Source organism: Paracoccus marcusii, assembly GCF_028621715.1.
Classification (GTDB): domain Bacteria; phylum Pseudomonadota; class Alphaproteobacteria; order Rhodobacterales; family Rhodobacteraceae; genus Paracoccus; species Paracoccus marcusii.
Genome location: NZ_CP117466.1, coordinates 1,886,934 through 1,908,294, shown reverse-complemented (window position 1 = coordinate 1,908,294; position 21,361 = coordinate 1,886,934). Strand labels below are relative to the sequence as shown.

Annotated in this window: 14 protein-coding genes and 5 pseudogenes; 8 read left to right on the top strand and 11 right to left on the bottom strand. The window is 61.8% G+C overall.

Features of this window, described 5'->3' with window-relative positions; genetic code table 11:
* Window positions 1-684 precede the first annotated feature (684 nt).
* Both PRL19_RS15765 and PRL19_RS09450 read right to left on the bottom strand, forming a co-directional pair.
* Complete coding sequence (locus PRL19_RS15765) at window positions 685-822, bottom strand: hypothetical protein (protein WP_420704391.1); 138 nt, start codon at window positions 820-822, stop codon at window positions 685-687.
* 9 nt (window positions 823-831) lie between these two features.
* A complete protein-coding gene (locus PRL19_RS09450; RefSeq protein ID WP_273742756.1) occupies window positions 832-960 on the bottom strand; it encodes a transposase in 129 nt (42 codons plus the stop codon).
* A gap of 90 nt (window positions 961-1,050) precedes the next feature.
* Here PRL19_RS09450 and PRL19_RS09445 point away from each other — a divergent pair.
* Window positions 1,051-1,488, top strand: a pseudogene (locus tag PRL19_RS09445) (integrase core domain-containing protein); the annotation flags it as partial.
* A 28-nt stretch (window positions 1,489-1,516) separates the two neighbouring features.
* On the opposite strand, the gene PRL19_RS09440 reads toward PRL19_RS09445, so the two are convergent.
* The 3 genes from PRL19_RS09440 to PRL19_RS09430 form a co-directional block, all read right to left on the bottom strand.
* On the bottom strand, window positions 1,517-4,033 hold the full coding sequence (locus PRL19_RS09440; protein ID WP_273742755.1) for a calcium-binding protein: 2,517 nt from the start codon (window positions 4,031-4,033) through the stop codon (window positions 1,517-1,519).
* Between the two features lie 562 nt (window positions 4,034-4,595).
* Window positions 4,596-6,134 (bottom strand): NAD(+) synthase, encoded by a 1,539-nt coding sequence (gene nadE, locus PRL19_RS09435; RefSeq protein ID WP_273742754.1) that lies wholly within the window; start codon window positions 6,132-6,134, stop codon window positions 4,596-4,598.
* Between the two features lie 1,057 nt (window positions 6,135-7,191).
* Window positions 7,192-7,404 (bottom strand): hypothetical protein, encoded by a 213-nt coding sequence (locus PRL19_RS09430; RefSeq protein ID WP_273742753.1) that lies wholly within the window; start codon window positions 7,402-7,404, stop codon window positions 7,192-7,194.
* A gap of 497 nt (window positions 7,405-7,901) precedes the next feature.
* Here PRL19_RS09430 and PRL19_RS09425 point away from each other — a divergent pair, with 497 nt between their 5' ends.
* From PRL19_RS09425 to PRL19_RS09410, 5 genes and pseudogenes are all read left to right on the top strand, one after another.
* Window positions 7,902-8,255, top strand: a complete 354-nt coding sequence (locus PRL19_RS09425; RefSeq protein WP_273742752.1) for an IS3 family transposase — start codon at window positions 7,902-7,904, stop codon at window positions 8,253-8,255.
* 2,504 nt (window positions 8,256-10,759) lie between these two features.
* A pseudogene (locus PRL19_RS09420) lies at window positions 10,760-11,374 on the top strand (thiolase C-terminal domain-containing protein); the annotation flags it as partial.
* Window positions 11,375-11,384: 10 nt separating this feature from the next.
* A pseudogene (locus tag PRL19_RS09415) lies at window positions 11,385-11,909 on the top strand (AMP-binding protein); the annotation flags it as partial.
* A 17-nt stretch (window positions 11,910-11,926) separates the two neighbouring features.
* A complete protein-coding gene (locus PRL19_RS15690; RefSeq protein WP_337960281.1) occupies window positions 11,927-12,418 on the top strand; it encodes a hypothetical protein in 492 nt (163 codons plus the stop codon).
* 702 nt (window positions 12,419-13,120) lie between these two features.
* Window positions 13,121-13,723: a sugar transferase gene (locus PRL19_RS09410; RefSeq protein WP_206692796.1), complete on the top strand. Its 603-nt coding sequence runs from the start codon at window positions 13,121-13,123 to the stop codon at window positions 13,721-13,723.
* A gap of 40 nt (window positions 13,724-13,763) precedes the next feature.
* Here the strand turns inward: PRL19_RS09410 and PRL19_RS09405 are convergent.
* From PRL19_RS09405 to PRL19_RS15750, 5 genes and pseudogenes are all read right to left on the bottom strand, one after another.
* Window positions 13,764-14,940: pseudogene (locus PRL19_RS09405) on the bottom strand (IS3 family transposase).
* A 389-nt stretch (window positions 14,941-15,329) separates the two neighbouring features.
* Complete coding sequence (locus PRL19_RS09400) at window positions 15,330-16,298, bottom strand: CFI-box-CTERM domain-containing protein (RefSeq protein WP_273742751.1); 969 nt, start codon at window positions 16,296-16,298, stop codon at window positions 15,330-15,332.
* A 450-nt stretch (window positions 16,299-16,748) separates the two neighbouring features.
* Window positions 16,749-17,266, bottom strand: a pseudogene (locus PRL19_RS15760) (transposase); the annotation flags it as partial.
* Window positions 17,267-17,843: 577 nt separating this feature from the next.
* Window positions 17,844-17,999, bottom strand: coding sequence for a hypothetical protein (locus PRL19_RS15755; RefSeq protein ID WP_373944621.1), 156 nt, complete (start codon window positions 17,997-17,999; stop codon window positions 17,844-17,846).
* A gap of 9 nt (window positions 18,000-18,008) precedes the next feature.
* Entirely contained in the window at window positions 18,009-18,137 is a 129-nt protein-coding gene (locus PRL19_RS15750) for a transposase (RefSeq protein WP_420704390.1), read from the bottom strand.
* Between the two features lie 1,047 nt (window positions 18,138-19,184).
* On the opposite strand from PRL19_RS15750, the gene PRL19_RS09390 reads away from it, so the two are divergent.
* Window positions 19,185-19,988 carry an undecaprenyl-diphosphate phosphatase gene (locus PRL19_RS09390; RefSeq protein ID WP_273742750.1) on the top strand — a complete coding sequence of 268 codons (804 nt, stop codon included), beginning with the start codon at window positions 19,185-19,187 and terminating at the stop codon, window positions 19,986-19,988.
* 750 nt (window positions 19,989-20,738) lie between these two features.
* Here PRL19_RS09390 and PRL19_RS09385 read toward each other — a convergent pair.
* Window positions 20,739-21,065, bottom strand: a complete 327-nt coding sequence (locus PRL19_RS09385) for a hypothetical protein (RefSeq protein ID WP_273742749.1) — start codon at window positions 21,063-21,065, stop codon at window positions 20,739-20,741.
* Between the two features lie 89 nt (window positions 21,066-21,154).
* Here PRL19_RS09385 and PRL19_RS09380 point away from each other — a divergent pair, with 89 nt between their 5' ends.
* Entirely contained in the window at window positions 21,155-21,223 is a 69-nt protein-coding gene (locus PRL19_RS09380; RefSeq protein WP_337960277.1) for a hypothetical protein, read from the top strand.
* Window positions 21,224-21,361 lie beyond the last annotated feature (138 nt).

Here is a 21,361-nt window from a genome sequence, read left to right as displayed (position 1 = left end):
CGGCGTCCCCTCGCCATGGCCCTCGGACCAGTGGCGGACCATGGCTCGATGTTCGAGATCCGCCACGCCAGGACCATGCGGGTGTGCCAGTCCATGATCGCCACCAGGGAGAGCGAGGCATGAGCCGCCACTGGTCCGAGGCCATGCCGAGCGCCGCGACGCATCGGCAGATAGGTGATGTCCACACACCAGACCTGATTTGGCCGGGCCACACGCAGCCCGCGCGAGCCAGATAGGGGTAAGTCTTGTGTCCCTTCGTCGGCCGGCGGGTGTTGGGCTTCTGGTGGATCGGCATCAGACCCGTCAGGCGCATAAGCCGACGTATGCGCTTTTCGTTCACCTTGTGGCCGTTTTCGGGCTTGCGCGGCCCCACTGGGGCCACGGTCCCTGCAACTGCGCAGGTGCCAGGTCATCTGACGGACGCCAAGGAAAGGCGTGTCGAGGAACCGCACGTCGATCAACCGCAGTGAGCCATGTGGCCGCCACTGGTTCGAGGTCCATGGCGAACGCGAGGTTCTGGTCCGTCTCACCTTGCGGCGTATAGTAAAAGGACGAACGAGGGACCTGCAGCAGAGCGCGCTGCCGGCCGATCGACAGGTCCGGATGGTCGCGTTCGACCATGCCGTTCGGCATCGTCTCTCGGACCAATGGCGTTCCAATGCCTCATCACTTCCCGCCCCAGGACTACAGCTTTCTTTCCAAAAAAGAGTCGGCCACCGCCAGCTCCCCGATCTTGGCATGCAGATCCCGGACCTGATCCTCATCGATCACCGACGCCTTGCGGCCACCGCGTTCAAAGACACCGGACGCGCCATCGAGCAACGCGCGTTTTCATTGATTGATCATCGTCGGATGCACGCCGAACCGGCTCGCCAGCTCCGACACGGTCCCCTCGCCTTTCAGCACCTCAAGTGCCACCTTCGCCTTGAACCCAGGGACGTGCCGCTTTCGTTTCGACATCGTCGATCTCCCTCGTGATGGAGATCAGCAGACAGCAAAAACAGAGCTTACGTCAGTGCCCAGCTTTCGGGGGGCACCTCAATCCGTGCGCTCGCGGCGATCCCGGATACTTCGATATCCGGACGGCGCGTCGCACGAGAGCAATCGGCTTGGATCGAGCGTCAAGGGAAGCTTGGAACGATTGTCTCATACAACGGCACCGAACTAACATCGACCGCCATCCTGCGGTGGTGTTCCCAGCATCGGATCGAGTGGCACTGCATCGCGCCGGGAAAGCCGATGCAAAACGGCTTCGTCGAGAGTTTCAATGGTCGGATGCGCGATGAGCTGCTCAATGATGCCATGTTCCGAAACCTGGCTCATGCGCCTGTTGTGATCGCTGACCGGGCCGCCGACTACAACACCGAGCGCCCGCATTCGGCCCCGGATCACCAGACCCCGCCTGACTACGCGCTGACCCTCACCACCGCAATCGCCCGCCCCGCTGCGCGAGATGAAAGCTCCGCGCGTCGAGCGATTGCTCAACCCGGCAGGTCATTGCGACCCACCCTACTAATCATTTTCCAGCGGTCAGATCGGTCGACCTCAGCAATGCGACAAACCGAGAAAGTGTCGACCGGACGGCGCGTGCATGAAATTGGTCGGGCCGTGTGCTGGCAGCCAGCTTCGGTCCGATGATCCAGTAGACCCTCACAAACAAGCGACCAGCCCCCGTCTTGATCAGGTGGTTGTCGCGGAACGCGCGCAACGCAACGACGTCGGGATGCCAGGGATTTCCATAGGCGGACGTTGCGACGAAACAGGCGCCGCCAGAGGCGGATTCCTCATCCTGATCTGAATAGGGATCGTCCGGGTCGGGGGTGTGGGGATCGTCGGCAACCGGCGGAACGGAAGGCAGGTCGTCTTCGTCGACCGGTCGAACGGGCGGGTCGTCGTTCGGAAGACCTTCGTCATCCTCTCGCAGTTCCAGACGGGCCATCGTCGCTTCCAGCGCATCGAAGTAGATCGACGTACCCTGCTGGTCCGGCTGATCGAAGTGTCCCTCCCCCTGGCGAAAGACCTCGACAACCTGGTCATGCGTCAGCCCGTTCAGATAACTGTCCGTCACCTCGACGATCCGGTCATGGTCCATGAAATCGAGAACCTGTTCGTGCAGCATGTCGATCCGCTCGGCCTGACCGGCAAGAATGACCTGGCTTCCGTCGGGGAGCCCCACCACGATGTCGCTATCGATCACCTGCGATGCGTCGCGAAGTGCGCCCGCATCGGCGAAGGCTCCGCCAAAGCCGATATGGTCCCGGGCCGAAAAATCCAGGATGGACGCATCGCCGCCATTGCCGACCAGGAACAGGTTTCGTCCGCCGCCGCCTTCAAGGACGCTGTGATCCCGCGGGTCGTCGCCGCTGGCCACGATCATGTCGTCGCCGTCGCCGCCTGTCACGGTGTCGTCGCCGCCATCCGCGAAGATCACGTCGCCCTGATCCGATGCCACAAGAACGTCGTCCCCCCTTCCGCCGGACAGGACATTTCTGCCGCCGCCCCCTTCTATCGTGTCATCGCCGACATGGCCGCGCAGGATGTCGTGACCCAGCCCGCCGACGATCAGGTCGTCGACCATCCCGGTGGCCGGATCGGTGACGTTATGCGCCCCCTCGATGATCAGGTCGCGGCGAGGATCGGAGACCACGACGACCAGCATCTCTCCCGGTCTCAGATCGTGGCGATCCTGAACGCCGGGGCCGGAGACTACGTTCATGTCGGCCCGCGCGTCGGCAATGCCGTTCGCGCCCGTCACCGTGCGTGCGGATTCGTCGAACCAGGGTGAATGCGGCGAATCCGCGGGGGTCAGCGTCCGGACCGAGACGTGCATCCCGTCGGCGATGCCCCCAAGATCGACCCTGCCCGCCTCGTTGGTCGGATTGTGCAGAAAGACGATCTTCTGGCTGTCATCCGCAAAGCCGGTGACGCCGATCCCGTCGGTCACAGCGATGTCCTGCAGGGCATGAGCATCGGTCATGGTGGTCTTTCCGACCAGATGGCTTTGCGCGATGTCGTAGATCTGCCCCATCGGCGTTGCGATCGCGACGATCTGTCCGCCGTCGCTCTCCGCCGCGGGAAACCGGGTGTCATAGAACTTGTTCGACAACCAATCATAGGCGATGCCCCAATGGTCGATCGAATCAACGCCAAGATCCACCGCCTTTGAAAACGCGTCGATCCAGGCCGCACCTTGGTCGATGCCGACGGCCGTGTTCGCGCCGATGTTGAATTCCGAGAGCGAGAACTTCAGATCGCTGGAGAACCCCTCGAACCGCTCAAAGACCTCCATCGGGCGGATCGCCCAGTTCAGGTTCTGGGTGATCGTGCTGGCATCCGGGTAGCTGTGCTGGAAGACCGTGTCGATCATGCCGCGATGTTCCAGCGAGATCTTGGAGATGATGTCCGCGGACTCCTGCGGCCCGTCCGCGGTCCATCTGCCGTCCGCGCCCTGCGTCGCGCGCCACTGGACCCCCGCCTGAACGCCCAGGCCTGGGGCATGCCAGCCGGACATGTCGTCCGAGAGCCGTTCGATCATGTCGTTGAGCTTGGGGATCTGCGCATTGGCGATCGCGCCGTATTGATGGCCCGTCAGGCCGCCCCAGGCCTTGCTGCCCCAGTATTCGTTGCCGATTTCCAGGTCCCTGACCACGGCGTCGGGAAACGCATTCAACGCCGTCTCCAGCCTGTCGACATAGCGGTCGAACCCCGAGTGATCGAAGACGCCCCCCTGCTTGTCATAGAACTGGAAGGTCGGCACGACCACGGTCATCGCCTTGCCGGTCAAGGACGCATATTCCAACGCCTCGTTGATGGTCATGACATAGTTTTCGCTGCCGGGTTCGATCGGATCGCCGAACATCCGCGCCAGTCCGCCATTCGCCCAGGTCTGATCCTCGGTCACGCCGCCGCCGGGATAGCGAAACCCCGAGAAGTCGATTTCCTTGAGGGTTTCGGCAAAGGGCTGGCCATCCTTCAGACTGTCCCGCGTCAAGATGATGTTCGCGCCGAAATGAGCGTCCGTGATGAGTGACAAGGCGGTCTCCTTCAAGCCTGACCTGCGCCTGTTGCCGAAGGAGTGCCTGTCGACGCGCATGCGCCGATCCGCGTGGTCTGATGCGTCGGCCCGATCGACGCTATGCAAGAGCCCTTGATAAACCGTGAAGACGCGGCGGATTTCGACATGGCATCAGAATTGCGACCTAGGCCTGCATCGCAGGGGCCGCTGCTGACCACTGCCCAACCTGTACGCTAACTCGGTCCCCGCACCTTTCGCTGAAACCTGACGATGGAGCATTCCAGCATCGTAGCGTTCTGAAATAACAAGCATTCTTGGAATTGCAGCAGCTTTCGGCCGCTTTGTGATGAATGGGGCGCGCAAAATAGGTGCCGTTGCTGTGCGTCCGCGCCGGCGCTGTATCCAGAAGGCTGTTCCGGATGGATCAATGGTGCGGGGATTCAGCGTCGCGAATGCTGGTGACGACCATAATCCTTCAGAACAAACCAACACTCTGTGCGAGACATCGCTTCGCCCAAAGGCCGCGCCTAAAGATGCGCCCTATATGGCATCGCGAAGGCGCATCCGCGATGCCGCACCGTTACACGCTCTGGCCTGCATCCACGCCCGCGCCTGCTGTGCTATCAAGCAGGGAAATACCCAACTGCAACGCGGCACCGATGGCCTTGGTCAGAACGATGTCAGGCGCGCCCGCGAACTGACATTCCCTGACCACGGGTGCGTCCCCGCGAAGGCAGGCCGCAATGCAGACATATCCCGCCGGCTTGCCCTGATCGTCGTCCGGACCGCCCACGCCGGTGATCGCCAGCGCCAGCCCGGCGCCGGGGGCCGCATCCAGCGCACCCGTGGCCATCTGCCGGGCCACCTGCGGGTCATAGACCGTGCGCTCCTGGATCAGCTGTGCGGAGACCCCAAGCGCATTTACCTTCATCGACGGGGCATAGGTGACAAAGCTTCCCTCCAGCGCGGAGGAACTTCCGGACACGCCCGCGATGCTTGCAGCAAGCACGCCGCCTGTGCAGGATTCCGCCGTCACCACGCGGCAATCGTGCCGCTCCAGCAGCTTGCAAAGCGTGCCGGCGGACGCGTGCAGATCGTCGGGAAACCCGATGTCCACCCGCTGCCTGCGCAGGATGGCGGGGCGGAACAGCCTTTCGTCCAGCCGGTCGATCATCGCAAGCCGATCGGCTTTCGGATGCGCAAGATTGATGGGGTTGACGCGCTTGAACCAGGTCCGTCCCAGCCGCGTCACGACGGTCGACACGATCCTCTGCGCATGCGGGTCGTCGTCTGTCCCCAAGCGCCGCTGGACATCGGCCATATCCATGTCGGGACCGTCCTTGCGCGCCTGATCCAGGGCAAAGACCACGATGTCCCATTCCAGATAGGTCGCGCCGATCTGCGCCTCGTCTCCGGCACCTATTCCCAACCCGTCGGTCGGCTTGGCGCGCCACGTGTGCTCAGGGACGCCGATATTGCGGGCCAGCCACGGAATCTCCCACGACTTGAGCAGACCCTGTACCGGCGCCAGATCGCCCACATCGCCATGCAGCGTCCAGAAGCCCGCCCCCAGCTCCGAAAAGTTGTCCGTGCTGGCGACCAGGCCCCCGAGCCGGTGAGCCTGGTCGTAAAGCGTCATCATGCGCAATCGGGCGCGCAGGTTGCCCCGACGGGTGCGTGCCCCGTCATCATCGGCGGTCGCGATGCCGGGGTGCAGTCGGGCCATGGCGGACACCATGGCGTCGTATTCCGCTGACAGATCCAGGTGAAAGTGTTCAAGGCCCAGCGCCTTGCAGGCGTCGATGCCGCGGTCGGTCTCTTCCGGCACCTGATGGATGGGCAGGGTCAGCCCGATGACCTGCCAGCCCGCCGCCTTGAACAGTGCCGCGGTCAGCGCTGAATCAACGCCACCCGACATCCCAAGGACCGCCGTTCCGACCCCGGCCTGCCGGCGGTAGTCCTGCAATTGACCGATCAGGTGATCCTGCACCTGCTGCAACGCGGGCGCGGGAAGAAACAGGTCGTCCTTCACCTGTTCGGCGAATTTGCGCGCGAACCAAGGCGACAGCGCCCCTGCCTGGTCCTGTCGTGAAAGATTCAGAATTTCCGTTTCCAACATGGTGCACCTGATTTGGATTGGACCCGTATACCCATCCAAAGGGGCATTTTGTTCCCGCGCAACCGGACGGACTTCAAACCCCGGTGTCCGCTACGCCGTCGCATGATCCGAAGGCGGCACCGACTGCCAATCCGAACAATACTGCATCCCAATCATCAGCGTTTAAGACCCCGCCTTGGGGGCGAGCCGCAGGAGTTTTCAGATTTTGGCACTGCGACGTGAAGGAGCCGCTGTGGAATCCGCCTTACGATCACCCTGCTCGTGGCAGAATGCTGAAAAGCAAAGACACTTCGATCAGCCCCTAGCAGCATTCCGACTGCCGCGCGGAGTGATTCCCATCACGCCCGCTGGTCACAGCCAAGGACGCCGATGCGATCTAAGTACCGGGGCAAAGTCGGGAAAAGCGAGCTGAATGGGCAGCGCCCGCCTCGGCGGCGGGTTAGGTCACATTCGTCCGCCCGGACAGCAGATAGGCACGGACATGATACAGGCGGGCCTGAGCCAAGCAGTTGCGCGGCGCAAACCGTCCGCATTCGTCAAACGCCAGCTGCAACGATCTGGGGCTGCAGTTCAGCCTGCGACAAATCGCAATGATGCCCGCCGGCTCGGCATGGACCGCATGCATCAGTTCGATCGACTGCCCGACCCTGCGCCGCCCCGCCCGACACGGGGCACCTGTGGGCGCGGTAAGGTTGGCCCCAAGATCGCTTGGGACATCAGCAAGCAGGGCGGACAGATGCCCGAAGGTCCGGTCCGCGACAGCCCCAGCGGCCCCATGTTCAGCCAGCGACGGTGTCTCGCTGATCACGCACTGCAGATCCGCGACCTCCGGCATCCGGGGCACCTGCCCGCAGCGGGTCAACTCCGCCGGCAGATCGTTCAACCGACAGGCCTGCCGCAGGGCGGCGCGGGGAACTGTCAGAAGGTCCGCCAGATAGGGGGTCGATGGCCCGCCGCGCCGGACCGTGGTGCGCCGACGGCTTGGATCAAGGGCCAGCACGCGGTTCGCGCTGACCCCGAAGACTTCGCCCCTCACCTCGCAGTGGACGGTCCTGGACTATGGCAGGATGACCGGCAGGCGGTCCGGCTCTTCAAGCATGATCTCATGTCCGGTCGAACGCACGCGGACCAATGTAATGGGACGGTCCGGAACCTCGAGGCTGGTAATCCGCAGATGCACTGCCCTGATCAGGAACCGAAAGCTATCGGTACGGTCGAACAGCCCCGGCGAGGTCGCATCGTGGGCGGCACGCACCACGACCCCCTGCATCGCCCTACTCCCGCACCATGGCACCTTCCGCATTCGGAAAGGCTGTACTGTCGGCGGGGCCATGAGGACGATGATTCACGACATGCAATGTCCGACGCTCCCATGCGCGCTGGAACCCTTGGGTCCAACAGGAACGAACGACGTGATGAGACGACCTATCGCATGGCTGGCCGCGGTGACGATGGTGGCCGGCAGTCCCACAGTCGCCGACACCATCCCCCACGCGGTCCGCCTTGCCAGCGGACCTCGGGGACCACCATGGCGGGGCAGGTCAAGTGTTATGACAGAGTCCAACACGCGATGGGCGTGACGATGGGGCAAAAGCTGGACGTGCAGCTAGATAGCGGCAATTCCAGCCTGTATTTTACCATAACTGCCCTCGTGCCACCGCTGCGCTGTGCAAGCTGCTTTCAATCGCGCGCTCGTCTTTCTCCTACACGCCCAAGGGCGGGCCGAACAAGACGTCGGCCTGATGCGGCGGATCGACGAGCAATTCCTTGGAGACCCTGTTCTTCGGCGTCCGGCAAATGACCCGGCATCTGCGTAACGACGGACACCGGGTGAACGAGAAGCGGATTCGGCGGCTGATGCGCTTGTTGCCGATCTACCAGAAACCCAACACCAGCAGGCCGGCATGGGGCCACAAGACCTATCCATATCTGCTGACAGAGTTGCCGGTGGAACGTCCGAACCAGGTCTGGCGCCCGGACATCACCCCCCTGCCGGTGCGGCGTGGCGCTCGGCATGGCCTCGAACCGGTGACGGCTCATGCCTCACTCTACGTCATGGCGATCATGGACTGGCACACGCGCAAGGTTCCATCTTGGCGGATCTCGAACATCCTCGAATGAGACCGTGTTCGCCACGGGTTCAAGAACAGGGTCAAACGACTTCTGTGTCGAGGCGCTGAACAAGGCCATCCACAAGTTCGTGCCGCCCGAGATCACGACTATGGATCAGGCAGGCCAGTTGATATCCTTCGGCTGGACGGACCGTCTCCGCCAATCAGGGGTGCGAATATCGATGGACGGGAAAGGCGTTCGCAAGCTCACCCCCAACACCATCTTCATCGAGATGCTGTGGCGGACCCTGACACACGAACGCGTTCACCTGCATGCCCGGGACACCGGATCAGAGACGAAAGCGGCGATCCGGAAATGGATGACCTTCTGCAATCACCAGCGCCCTCACTCAGCCAACCCGATCAGCAGGTGCAACGAGCAGCTTAAATTACGTCAGATCCCGTCCAGGAGACGGGACGTAGCTCAGACATACCACGCTTGGCTAGTAACGTATGGCTGCCGAACTATTGGTAGGAGCTCTCGATCTGCCCCTGAAGCGTGCCACTCACAGCAGCGGTCGTATCACCCATATCGGCATCGGCATGACAGCGGACGCCCTGTGCTATCAAAGATATTGCGATTTTTAAGATGTCTGCTTGGCTCCCCGCGCGTCTTACCATCGGCAAGGCCGTGTGTCCAAAGTCGGTGCCAAGTATCGCCATATCGACGAGCTATAAACTTTGCGACGTCTGGTTAACAGATCGTATTAGAGAAAGTGCGTGCGGCAGTTGGCATGGGTTTCTGTATCCTCGCGGTGACCACCGGCCTTCTCGCTGTGACAGCTGTGTGGATGGTGCAGAGAGGGGTCTGGCGCTCTGGCTTCGCCAACTCTGATAATAATCCTAAAGGCTTTTCGCACCCTCGGCCCAAAGCGCGTTTGTGCGGCTAGCACTGACGGCCTCCTAGCCTCTGTCTACGGACCACTGGTCGTGGGCGCAAAAACTGTGGCTGCGCGGTACCGGAAGGGCGCGCGCGGTGGTTCCAGCGGAAACTGGCTTTGGTCCTTATCGTCAAGCAGTTAGCGGTGCGCTATCAGGCTCCAGAGAGTACAGAGATAAGGAACGGCCAGCTTGCTTGAACGGCCAGCTTTGCTGCTATCAATCTGTGCATCGTCGTAGGCCTGTCGATTAGTAGCACCTTTAGTTGGCCCATCTCGACTTTCCCACTGCGGGCCGCCGCCGTTCCTTAAACTCCCATGTTCTTTTGACTGACGGCGCGGGCCTTATCTGCCGCGCTGATCCCTTCGGCCTTCCTGCGCAGGCCGGCCCTTCGTCTCAGCCCCGGTACCACCCGACGTTTTCGTGGGTCTGATGCTGGTCCGGCGAGACATGCCTCACCTCAGCCCATTGTAAAAAAGACGGGTCACGTCGTGCTTGCCCACAGGGTGGTAGCAGGTTCCTATCGTGTCGGGCGCCTCGCGATGCAGCCGCTGACGCGATTGGCGTTCGGGATTACACTATTCTGCGCCAGCATCCTGCTGATCCGGTTCATTCAGCGCAAAATAACACCATTCCATCTCTGCCCCTGCAGGCAAGAGTGCTTGAGCCCGGTACGCCTTGACCGTAACCGCGGTGATGCGGCTTGGGATGACGGGTCTTCCGTCGTCGCTGACCGGGGCAAGTGCGAACTCCATCCAGCCGCAACAGCGGGTCAGCGTAGCCGCCTTGATCGCGCGGCGCCTCGCCGTCTGTGGATGCACATTCCAGACGATAACCGGGGCTCAGCGCAGCCTCGACAATGATCTGGCCTCAGATCGGCCCCCGTCGAGGCCACGACGCGTCTGGGGCTAGATCTGTTTGGCGATAGCACTCTATGGAAACGAACAGCAGGCATGATCACTGATCCGGGGCAGGACGCTACTTTGGATTGAGATCAGATCCATCAGACCAAGGGTACCATGTTGCACAGCCAGGCCATTGCAGCAGCGCAGCAGGTCTTGGCGGGGCTGACCCCGCGGCACTCCTTGGAACCTGACTAATCGCACGGTAATGATGTCTTTTGGTTTGCACGGCGCGGCTGACAGGCGCAGCTCCGCGGGATTTCCATAGCCGTACTCTGACGCGCCCTTGCTAGGGTCATAGAACCGTGGGCTGCAGCCTCAGGCGCAGTTCACTCGCTGCGACCTATACAGCGCACTTTCTTAAGGCATGTTCGACCTGATCACCGGGCTTTCTTCTTGATTGTCCATCGCCCGCCTTGGCCGATGCTGCAGTCCGCTCATAAGCAGTGCGGCGGCTGCGCCGAGATTGCCATCTTCTGGTCGTTTTGAATGCAGCCCGCTGCAGTGGAACGGTGACGTGATACCTTCAACCATCTCGTCCCTGGTGACAAAGGACCTAATCCGATCGACGCGTGGTGCTTGATCGCTGCGCGGCAAAAGTTGCTACCATAAGACCTGAATCAGGTATTCCCAGCATTGAACGCGCAATGGTGTCCCATCACGGAGGGGTCGACCTGTCGACTTTCCTGCACCTCCGTATCATCTGGTGCTGCCGCTGACGCTTTTCGGTCAGATCGCGGCCAAGAACCACGAAAACAGGATGCGCAACCCCTTTGCCCATATGCGCAAGGATCTGGGCGTGGCCTTCTGCAACACCGTGTCGGACGGCAACCCGCGCGTGGCAGGGCTGCTGAGGCGCAGCGACTGTTCGCTGATCTCGGACGGTGCGCCTGTGCTGGTGCTGGCCGATGCCGAAACCGCGATGACCATGCGCCGCGCCATCGCCTTTCGCGCCCGGACGCAGGCCAACGACCCGCTGGCCCTGTCGCGCTGCGACATGCCGGAGATGTGCGCCGCCCGGTCGGCATGGACGCAGGCGCTGGACCGCGCGGGCGTCACGCTGGACGACCTGTCGCTGGTCGAGACGCATGACTGCTTCACCATCGCCGATATGTTGGAATACGAGGCGATGGGGCTGGCCGAACACGGCGAGGGCCACCGCGTGATCCGCGACGGCGTCACCGCCCGCGACGGCCTCCTGCCGTTGAACCTGTCGGGCGGGCTGAAATCCAAGGGGCATCCTATCGGCGTGACCGGCGACGCGGGCGACATGCAGCTGCCGGGCGCGACCATGGCGAGGGTCTTCAACATGGGAGGGGCTGCGATGACGAACTATGTCTCGATCCTGAACGGGTACGATGCCCCCCGTTTCCGACCGGGTGATGAACCTGGGACATTTCCTGACCCAGAACGCCCGCCGTCTGCCCGACGCCCCTGCCCTGATCCACGGCGATTACGTTACCACCTGGGCCGAGATGCAGGCCCGCGTGGGCGCGCTGGCCCATGCGCTGACCCAGGATTATGGCATCACCAAGGGCGACCGGGTGTTGGTGCAATCAGCCAACTGCCTGCAGATGCTGGAGACGATGTTCGCCTGCCGGCGCATCGGCGCGGTCTGGGTGCCCGCCAACTTTCGCCTGTCTCCCGATGATCTGGCCTATCTGGCGCAGTCATCGGGTGCAAAGGCCATGTTCTGCGGCGCGCAATTCCCCGACCACGCGGCGGCCTGCGCGGTCCACATTCCGGCGATCATCCCCATCGGCGTATCGCCCCTGGGCCCCGACCACGACGCGCTGATTGCGCGCCACATGGGCCGGATGCCGCCCGAGGCCGCGATGGCCCGCGACGATCCGGCCTGGTTCTTCTACACGTCGGGAACGACGGGGCATCCCAAGGCTGTGTGCTTACCCACGGCCAGATGGCCTTCGTCGTTACTAACCACCTGTGCGACCTGCTGCCCGGCACCACGGAACAGGACGCGTCGCTGGTGGTGGCGCCGCTGTCCCACGGTGCGGGCATCCATGCCCTGACCCAGATCGCCCGCGGCGTGCCGACTGACGGTCGTGTGGCCTTTTACAGCGACACCCGCACCCTTGGTCCAGGCGCCCGCATCATCAGCGCGGGCCTGCATCTGGGCCAGGGGGGTGACATCCACGCACATGGGCTCTGGACCGATGCTGCGAGCGTCCTGCACATGGGGCATCTGCGCCCCAAGGCCACGCACATGTCCCGCGACGCCTGTATCACGGGATGGCAGTTGGACGGCGCCATCTTCCGCCGCCTGCCAGACGCCGAGACGGGCTTTGCCCCGTTCCGACGCGCCGACGGCTGCCCGGTGGCCTACTGGCGCGCCTTGTGCGCCTGCGTCCGAATCTGGACCTCGTTCCCGTGATCACCGCGCTGATGCAGACCCGTACACGTATCCAAGGCCTTGGTGCCTTGTCGGCGCTCAGTTCGCCATAGGCGCACCTCGGCTCGGCCCGGCGACAGAGATCCTCATCCTGGGTCAAGACCGCACATCACTGCACGTCGCGCCGGTCGGAGCGGCACTGTTCGCCAAGGCGTGCTGTCACAACAAATCATGATCTGCATTACCGCGGAACTGCTGCTGATCGACGCGCACCAGTCCCTGAATCACCACACCCTGTGGATCCGCAAGCGTGAAGAAAGAACTACCCAAGGAGGGAGTGCAATGTCCGTCGGGAATGGGATGTCGTCGTTGCAGATACTTCCGCCAGAGTTCTGCTGATTGGTCGGCACATCGTTGATTTTACTCAATCATAAGCTGCATCAATCACGCTTTTTACACGGTCTTTGTTGGTCCACTTTACTCGCGATGCATGTATTTCTGAAGATATTCTCGACCGAAGCCTACCTAAAAACATAGTCTGTAAAATTTTAAGGAACTTTCCGGAGATTTGCCCCTTGTGCCGCACTTGAGAGATGTTGGCACTATCAGGAAGTCGTCACGATGCGAGCTGTTCGCGTTCCGCAGGTTACCCCTCCCCTTCGTAAATCCATGTCTGTCCTGCAGGACCCGACATTCAGGTTTCGGTCTGATGCATCTTCCAACCAAGCCGCACCTGTGGGTGGCATGGCCAAGCGGGGGCTGGATGTCACGTTGGCGGTTCTGGGCCTGCTGCTGCTGGCGCCGCTGATCCTCGCGCTGGTCATCGTCCTCAAGCTGACGGATTCCGGGCCGTTGCTCTATGGGCACCGCCGCGTAGGCTTTGGTGGGCGCGAGTTCCGCTGCTGGAAGTTCCGCACCATGGTCGTCAACGGCGACGCCGTCCTGGAGCAGTACCTGCGCAAGCATCCCGCCAAGGCGGCCCTGTGGTACGAACAGCGCAAGCTGGTCGACGATCCGCGCGTCACCCCCCTCGGCGCCGTGCTGCGCAAGCTGAGCCTGGACGAGCTGCCCCAGCTCCTGAACGTGCTGACCGGAGAGATGAGCCTGGTCGGCCCGCGTCCGGTCGTGCGGGCAGAGCTGGACCATTACGCCAGCTCGACCCGCCACTATCTGGCGGCCCGCCCCGGCCTGTCCGGCCTCTGGCAGATCAGCGGCCGCAGCAACACGACCTACATGGAGCGCGTGCAGATGGACCGCTTCTACGTGATGAAGTGGAACCCGTGGATGGACCTGCGCATCATCTTCATGACCATCCCCGCCGTCGCGCTGTCCCGCGGAGCGCATTGAGCGGGCGGCTGTATCCAATGCACGAATAGCCCCATGTTTCTTAGACACCTTCGTATGTCATCTTCTGCCGCCGTTCGAACTCGACTGGTGACAGCATCCCGTTCCTCGCATGCTTGCGCTTCGGGTCGTAGAACATCTCGATGTAATCGAACACGTCCTGCCTGGCTTCTTCGCGGGTCCGATAGGTTCGCCGTCTGATCCGTTCCCGCTTGAGGAGGTTGAAGAAGCTTTCCGACACCGCGTTGTCGTGACAGCCTCCTAGGCGGGTCATGGAGTGCTCAAGATTGTGGGCGCACAGGAAGGCGCCCTAATCCATGCTGGTGAATTGGCTGCCCTGACCGGAGTGGATCAGCACCTTCGCCTTGAGTTTGCGTCGCCAGACCGCCATGAGCAGGGCTTGCAAGACGACGTCCGTGGTCTGGCGGCTTTGCATCGACCATCCGATGACACGCCGAGAATAGAGGTCAATGACCATCGCGAGATAGGCAAAGCCCTCCTGCGTCCGGATGTAGGTGATGTCCGTCACCCAGACACGATCCGGTGCTTCGACGTCGAACTGCCTGTCGAGGGTCATGTCGACCATGACCGAAGGCTTGCCTCCGTAGCTGCCCGGACGCCGCTTGTAGCCGATCTCCGCCTTGATCCCTGCAAGCTGTGTCAGTCTGGCCACGCGGTTCGCGCAGATACTTGCTCCCTGCTCCAGAAGATCGTCGTGCAGTTTGCGATAGCCGTAGACCTTGCCGCTGTCGGTCCAGGCATTGAGCAGCATCTTCGTCTGGCGCTTGTCTTCCATCACCCGACTGCTCAGCGGCACCTTAAGCCATGCATAGAACCCGCTCGGATGGATGCGCAGGCACCGGCACATGGCCCTGACGGAAAACTGCCCTCGATGCTCGGCCACGAACGCGTATCTCACCTTGCATCCCTGGCGAAATACGCGCTCGCCACTGTCCTCGGACCGATGGCGGACAGGACTCGCCCTTTTTTAGAATGTCCCGCTCCTCCGACGCGCGCGCCAGCTCGCGCATCAGCCGACGGACCTCGACATCCTTATCGGTCTCGCCTGTGGCCGCCTTCGCGAACTTGCGCTTCCACGCATAGAGCGAATGCAGTCTGACCCCGAGCCGCTCCGAAACCTCCTTGATCGGGTAGCCCCGCTCCGTGATCTGTGCGACCGCGTCACGCTTGAACTCGTCTGTGAAATTGCCTGTGCCCATCATGGCCTCCTTGCCTCAAAGTCAGCGAAGAAAACGTCCAGGAAACATGGGGCTATTCAGATCACCCTTGCAGCAACCGTCATCTGTTGGTCGGGAATCCAGACGATAAGCGCATGCGGACTAAGCGCAGGACCTCAGGATCCGTAACGAGGTAGGGAAAAACATGTTTTGCTATAGTGAGACATTCCATAGCCGAAGGCGGAAGCGCCATAACAGAGAGATTCCGTTACCTGCCAAATCCGAACGTTTGTAGGAGATTAGACGCACTGGCATCGACGAACCTCTTTGCTGCTCCATAATGCTGCAAACTTCGATCTCTCAATGCTATGCACGAGACGACTGGCAACATGCCCCATGGCAAGCGAACGACCAGACGGTACAAGCGACGTTTACAACCGTCGATCTACACTCGCACGCCATGCCGACATGAGTGAACCTGCCTGCCTCGGCAGCGCCACCATCATATGACGGCACAGTATCTTCCGGCATCCAGATACGATCGGTCGCAGCGCCACTCGCGCCATGCGGCCCGAAGCGCCGGTCGGCACGACACGTTTTGCCATAACGGGGCCTACGCGCCAGTAAAGGCGGATGAAGGCGCGGCCAGTTGGGTATTTGACAAGCACGCGATCCCGGTATCGCCGAAGCGTCACCACATCCGGATGCATGCGGTCTCCATAGGCTGCGGTCGCGACGAAGCACGCCCCTCCCGAGGCGCCCTGATCCTCCTGGTCGGTGTCAGCCTCGTCACCAGTGCCTTCGTCATCCGAAGGGTCATCACCAACGGCAGGCAATTCGTCCGCGTCTGCCGCTGGCTGCGACGTTCCAGGAACCGGCTCGCCGTCGATATACTGCGTCGTGACAGTCTGTCCGTCCACCGTCTCCTGGACCAGGACGGGCTGGGTCGTGTTCGCGAAGTTCTGGGTCATGAACAACGCGTCCTGAGTTCCGCCCTGTTCCTCGACCGACCCCAACGACAGGCCGATCCCGACATACGCGACATCGGGATCGAGGATGTTCGCCTGATGGGAGGGGCTTTCCATCAGCGCGGAATGCAGCCGGTCGACGTCGGCTTCGGTGGCCGGACCTCTCAGTCCCGTATAGGCCACATTCTCCGTCAGGTTCCATGACCCGCCGGCAAGCGGAAAGTCCGCATCCTCGACCCTGTCGGTCGGAGAGGATCCATTCTCGCCAGCGTGCGAAATCGCCTGCTCCTCGGCCATCCAGTCGGAATGGTCCTGAGCTGCGGCGTTCAGATGAACTTCGACGTGGACCGGGTTGAGGCCAGTCTGTTCCCGCTCTGCATTCACCAGATCGACGACGTGAAGTTCAAGACTGTTCGCGATCTCAGATGGCATCTTCCGCTCCAATTCCGTGAAGGAGGAGCGCGATGCAAATTTGCCGACGCAAAGGCCTGCTTGTCAGGCACGCTGCCTCATCTGACGCGAAGATTGTCACAGCTTCCCAAGCTTTTCCAGATGAGCAGGCACGGTCGGCGACCGTCCGCCGGGTGATTGCATCAGGCCCTGTCCCTTCACGCGTCCCGCGCCGGCTTTGCGCGAACGCACGGACCCTTCGTTCAACACTCAGTCCATGCAGCACGATCATGCGGAGCCATCATGCTCGCCTGCTCCACCAGCGAACGATGCAGGGCTTCGAGAGAGGATGCCGAAAGAACAATGATGCCGCCAGCATGCCTCAAGACCAAGCACAATCATGATTCCTCCAGAAGCACGCGGGTTGGAATCGAGCGCGAAATTCCCCTTCACTGATGTTCTCCCCATTCCTTTGACGGGATCTGGCGCTTTTCAAGCTCTGATCTGCTCCTGCTGATCGGGTTGCGTTGCTTCTCCTGTCAGTGAGGAGACCACTGCCGGCGGTCGGCCGCCAAGGGCCTTGTGCGGCCGGCGGTGGTTGTGGAATTCCATCCAGTTGCGGACACCGGTGCGTGCCTGTGATCCGGTCTCCCAAGCATGCAAATAGACGCATTCGTATTTCAGGGTGCGCCACAAGCGCTCGATGAAGATGTTGCCCAAGGTGCGCTTGCGAACGCCTTTGCCATCCATCGAGATGCGGACGCCCGACCGTCGCAGGCGGTCTGTCCAGGCAAACGACGTGAAGTGGGACCCTTGGCGTCGCATGGCCGCTTGGACCGATGGCGCGACCATGCTCCATGGTCATGATGTCCGGCGGTCCGAACCGATAGATGGTCTCGTTCAGCGCCTCGACGCAGAAGTCGGCGTCCCCTCGCCATGGCCCTCGGACCAGTGGCGGACCATGGCTCGATGTTCGAGATCCGCCACGCCAGGACCATGCGGGTGTGCCAGTCCATGATCGCCACCAGGGAGAGCGAGGCATGAGCCGCCACTGGTCCGAGGCCATGCCGAGCGCCGCGACGCATCGGCAGATAGGTGATGTCCACACACCAGACCTGATTTGGCCGGGCCACACGCAGCCCGCGCGAGCCAGATAGGGGTAAGTCTTGTGTCCCTTCGTCGGCCGGCGGGTGTTGGGCTTCTGGTGGATCGGCATCAGACCCGTCAGGCGCATAAGCCGACGTATGCGCTTTTCGTTCACCTTGTGGCCGTTTTCGGGCTTGCGCGGCCCCACTGGGGCCACGGTCCCTGCAACTGCGCAGGTGCCAGGTCATCTGACGGACGCCAAGGAAAGGCGTGTCGAGGAACCGCACGTCGATCAACCGCAGTGAGCCATGTGGCCGCCACTGGTTCGAGGTCCATGGCGAACGCGAGGTTCTGGTCCGTCTCACCTTGCGGCGTATAGTAAAAGGACGAACGAGGGACCTGCAGCAGAGCGCGCTGCCGGCCGATCGACAGGTCCGGATGGTCGCGTTCGACCATGCCGTTCGGCATCGTCTCTCGGACCAATGGCGTTCCAATGCCTCATCACTTCCCGCCCCAGGACTTCAGCTTTCTTTCCAAAAAAGAGTCGGCCACCGCCAGCTCCCCGATCTTGGCATGCAGATCCCGGACCTGATCCTCATCGATCACCGACGCCTTGCGGCCACCGCGTTCAAAGACACCGGACGCGCCATCGAGCAACGCGCGTTTTCATTGATTGATCATCGTCGGATGCACGCCGAACCGGCTCGCCAGCTCCGACACGGTCCCCTCGCCTTTCAGCACCTCAAGTGCCACCTTCGCCTTGAACCCAGGGGCGTGCCGCTTTCGTTTCGACATCGTCGATCTCCCTCGTGATGAAGATCAGCAGACAGCAAAAACAGAACTTACGTCAGTGCCCAGCTTTCAGGGGGCAACTCATATTATGTTCTGTGTCTTCACGTTACTCCAAGGCTTTGCGGTCCAAAAAGCTCTGTACGAAGTGTGCTTCTCAAAGATTTTTTAGTCGGGCTGCAAGCGAATGGGCGAACCGGCAGTAACGCTGACTTCCTGCCAATATCAAAGCCGTAAGCTGACTATCAGGGGAGCGGATCGTCGGCCGCAATGCTTACGAGCGTCAATCTATATGCGGTCCAAGACGGATGTGTCGCGGCAAATCGAACCATGGCCAGCAACGCTGACTGAATTTGAACCGACAAGCCGTTGGCAAAGGATGGCGTATCAACATAGCGCGTGCCACGACCAATCAGTTGCATTTAGCTCGCGAAGTCATCGTGACGCTCGGCCATTGATAATCCCGCAGAATGCAATCATTGCGCCAACAGGGATGTATGCTCTGCGGTGACCTCACAAAACCCTGACATCTCCCGGTTAGGTCAGCGGAAAATCATAGCGCAACTGCGGTGGAAGTACTGGCATGTCGCAGGGACAGGCCAACCAGAGACGACCCCCGCCGAGGCCAGCTGGACGAGCGTCGGAGCGGGACGGACAGATGTTCGAAATGCATCGCCTGAACGCGGATAGAACGCACCGGCCGGCGGCTGCAGCGTCATGGGCGTTGTCGGTTTGCGACCATAGGTCGAGGATACCCGTGTCGTTTGATGCTGATCTGAAGCGCAAGGGAAGTACGCGACCTAGCATCACGATGCGCAGGGGACGCCAGCATTCCCGCGCCAACGGCGCTTGTTCTACATGGATGCCGGACGCATCCAAGCTTTCACTTTTTCATCATCTGTTCGGTAAGCGGTGTCATCAAAAGCGCAAATTGGCCGGGTAGAGTGGCGGTCGGGGTCTGTCGGTGATAGCGGGCGCGCTCCACAGTCCGTCATTTCCACAACGGGAATGACGGGCCTCAGAAGTGGCGCGTTGCCCGCGTAAGGAATCTGAATGACCCTCTTCCACCTTGTCCTTGTCGCCATCATCCAAGGGATCACCGAGTTCCTTCCGGTCTCCTCCTCTGGTCACCTGATCCTGCTTCCGGAACTGACCGGAATGCAGGACCAAGGCCTTGTCATCGACGTCGCCGTCCATGTCGGCACGCTTTTCGCGGTGATCCTGTTCTTCCGGCGCGACGTCGCCGCGGCCCTGGCCGGATGTGGCAGGCTGGCCCGGGGCAGGATCGACACGCCCGGCGCAAGGCTGGCCGCGTCACTGATGGTCGCCACGATACCGGTGGTCTTGGTGGGGCTGGTGCTGAAGATGTCCGGCGCGATGGAGATGATGCGGTCGGTGGCCGTGATCGGCTGGACGATGATCATTTTCGGTCTGCTGCTCTACTGGTCCGACCAGCGTGGAGAGGGCCGCAAGCGGACCGCGGACTGGACGATGCGGGACGCCGTCATCGTCGGCCTGTGGCAGGCGGTGGCGTTGATCCCCGGAACCTCGCGATCGGGGGCGACGATCACGGGCGCGCGGGCCCTGGGCTATATCCGCGAGGACGCGGCGCGGATCTCGATGCTGATGTCGATCCCCACCATCATCGCCTCGGCCGCGCTTCTGGCGGGCGACGTCATGTCGGACTTCGACGGTGCAGCGGTCGCACAGGCCGGGATCGCTGCAGGTTTCGCCTTTGTCGCGGCCCTTGTCGCTCTGTCCCTGATGATGCGGCTGCTGAGGGCCGTCAGCTTCACGCCATACGTGGTCTATCGCCTGATCCTGGGCGTCGCGCTGTTGGTCTATGCCTACAGTTGACGCCTGCCATGCGGATCACGTGTTTCTGAAGGAGGTCGGGATTATCATCCCCAAGGGCGCGCGCTAGGCTGTTCGGACAATTCAGAACAAGATCGAGGGGCAGGAAATGAAGACGACATTCGGAGCGATGGGGACGGCCGTTGTCTTGGCGCTGGCAGGATGTGCCGGCGGTGGTGGCTACCACGACAGCCCGCTCAATAGCGCCGCGGTCCGGACGGTGGGCGGCGCGGGTGCGGGGGCCTTGGCGGCCGACGCCTTGGGGGGGTCCAAGACCAAGGGCGCATTGATCGGCGCGCTTGCCGGTGGTGCGTCCTGTGTCAACGGAAGCTGCTACTGACGGTAATAAACGACATCATCGGTGAAGGTTTACCCACCCCTAGACGGACGGTCCGTCAATACAGATCACCGTCCGTTCGCTTTCGATGATCGATGTTCCTGCCTGTCTCCGTGTACCAAATGCTGCGGCGACGCATCCCGGTGTGCTGGATCCTTATCGGACCCTGCCGTGCTGCGCCGGCGCCTTACAGATCGCGGCAACTGCCGCCTTCATACCGCCCGGATCCTCACTGCCGGGCGACGCGCAGACCCGTTCGGCATGATGATTGCAGATCGGGTTGAGGCGCACTATGGCCTTGTGTCATCCCTGAATGGTCCCCATGAGAACCTCTGTTCCGCGAACCCGGTTACAAATCCGCCCTCTGCCATACTTGCGGACAGATCTTTCCGCTGCCGGCGCTGCATGCCTGAATGTCAGTTCGCCCTGGACTGTCCGCCTTGATTGAGACGGAGCCACCGGACTGATCCGGTGGCCGCATCATTTGCCAGACCGATCTGGCGCGATTTCGCAGGCAATACGTCGAACGCATGCTGGAGGACGCGCGTGGCGAGCTGTCGACCTTGGACAAAACCGTGCTCGACAGTCTGGAGGCTGGCACGATTCTGTCGTGCCAGCTGGAGCCGGCGCTGGACGATCGCCTGACCTTCGGAGACCAGATAACCGACAAGGTCGCACGTTTTGGCGGCATCTGGCCGCTCATCCTGGTGTTCGTCGGCGTCCTTGGCGGCATGGATCGGCACGAACGTCCCGGGCCTGCTGCGACCGCCCTCCGATCCCTACCCCTTACCTGGTGCTGTCCTGTGTCGCCACCCTGCAGGCGCCAATCATCATGATGAGCCAGCGCCGGCAGGAAACCAAGAACCGCCTGCGGGGCAAAGCCGATATCGCATCAATCTGAAGGCCGAACTGGAAATTCGCCAGCTACATGAACGATCGACTATCAGTTTGCCCGTCAATGGCAGCGCCTGGTCGAGATGCAGCAGATCGGAGAGCCCGCAAACGGAATGCGCCACGCGGACGTCATATCCTTTGGGGA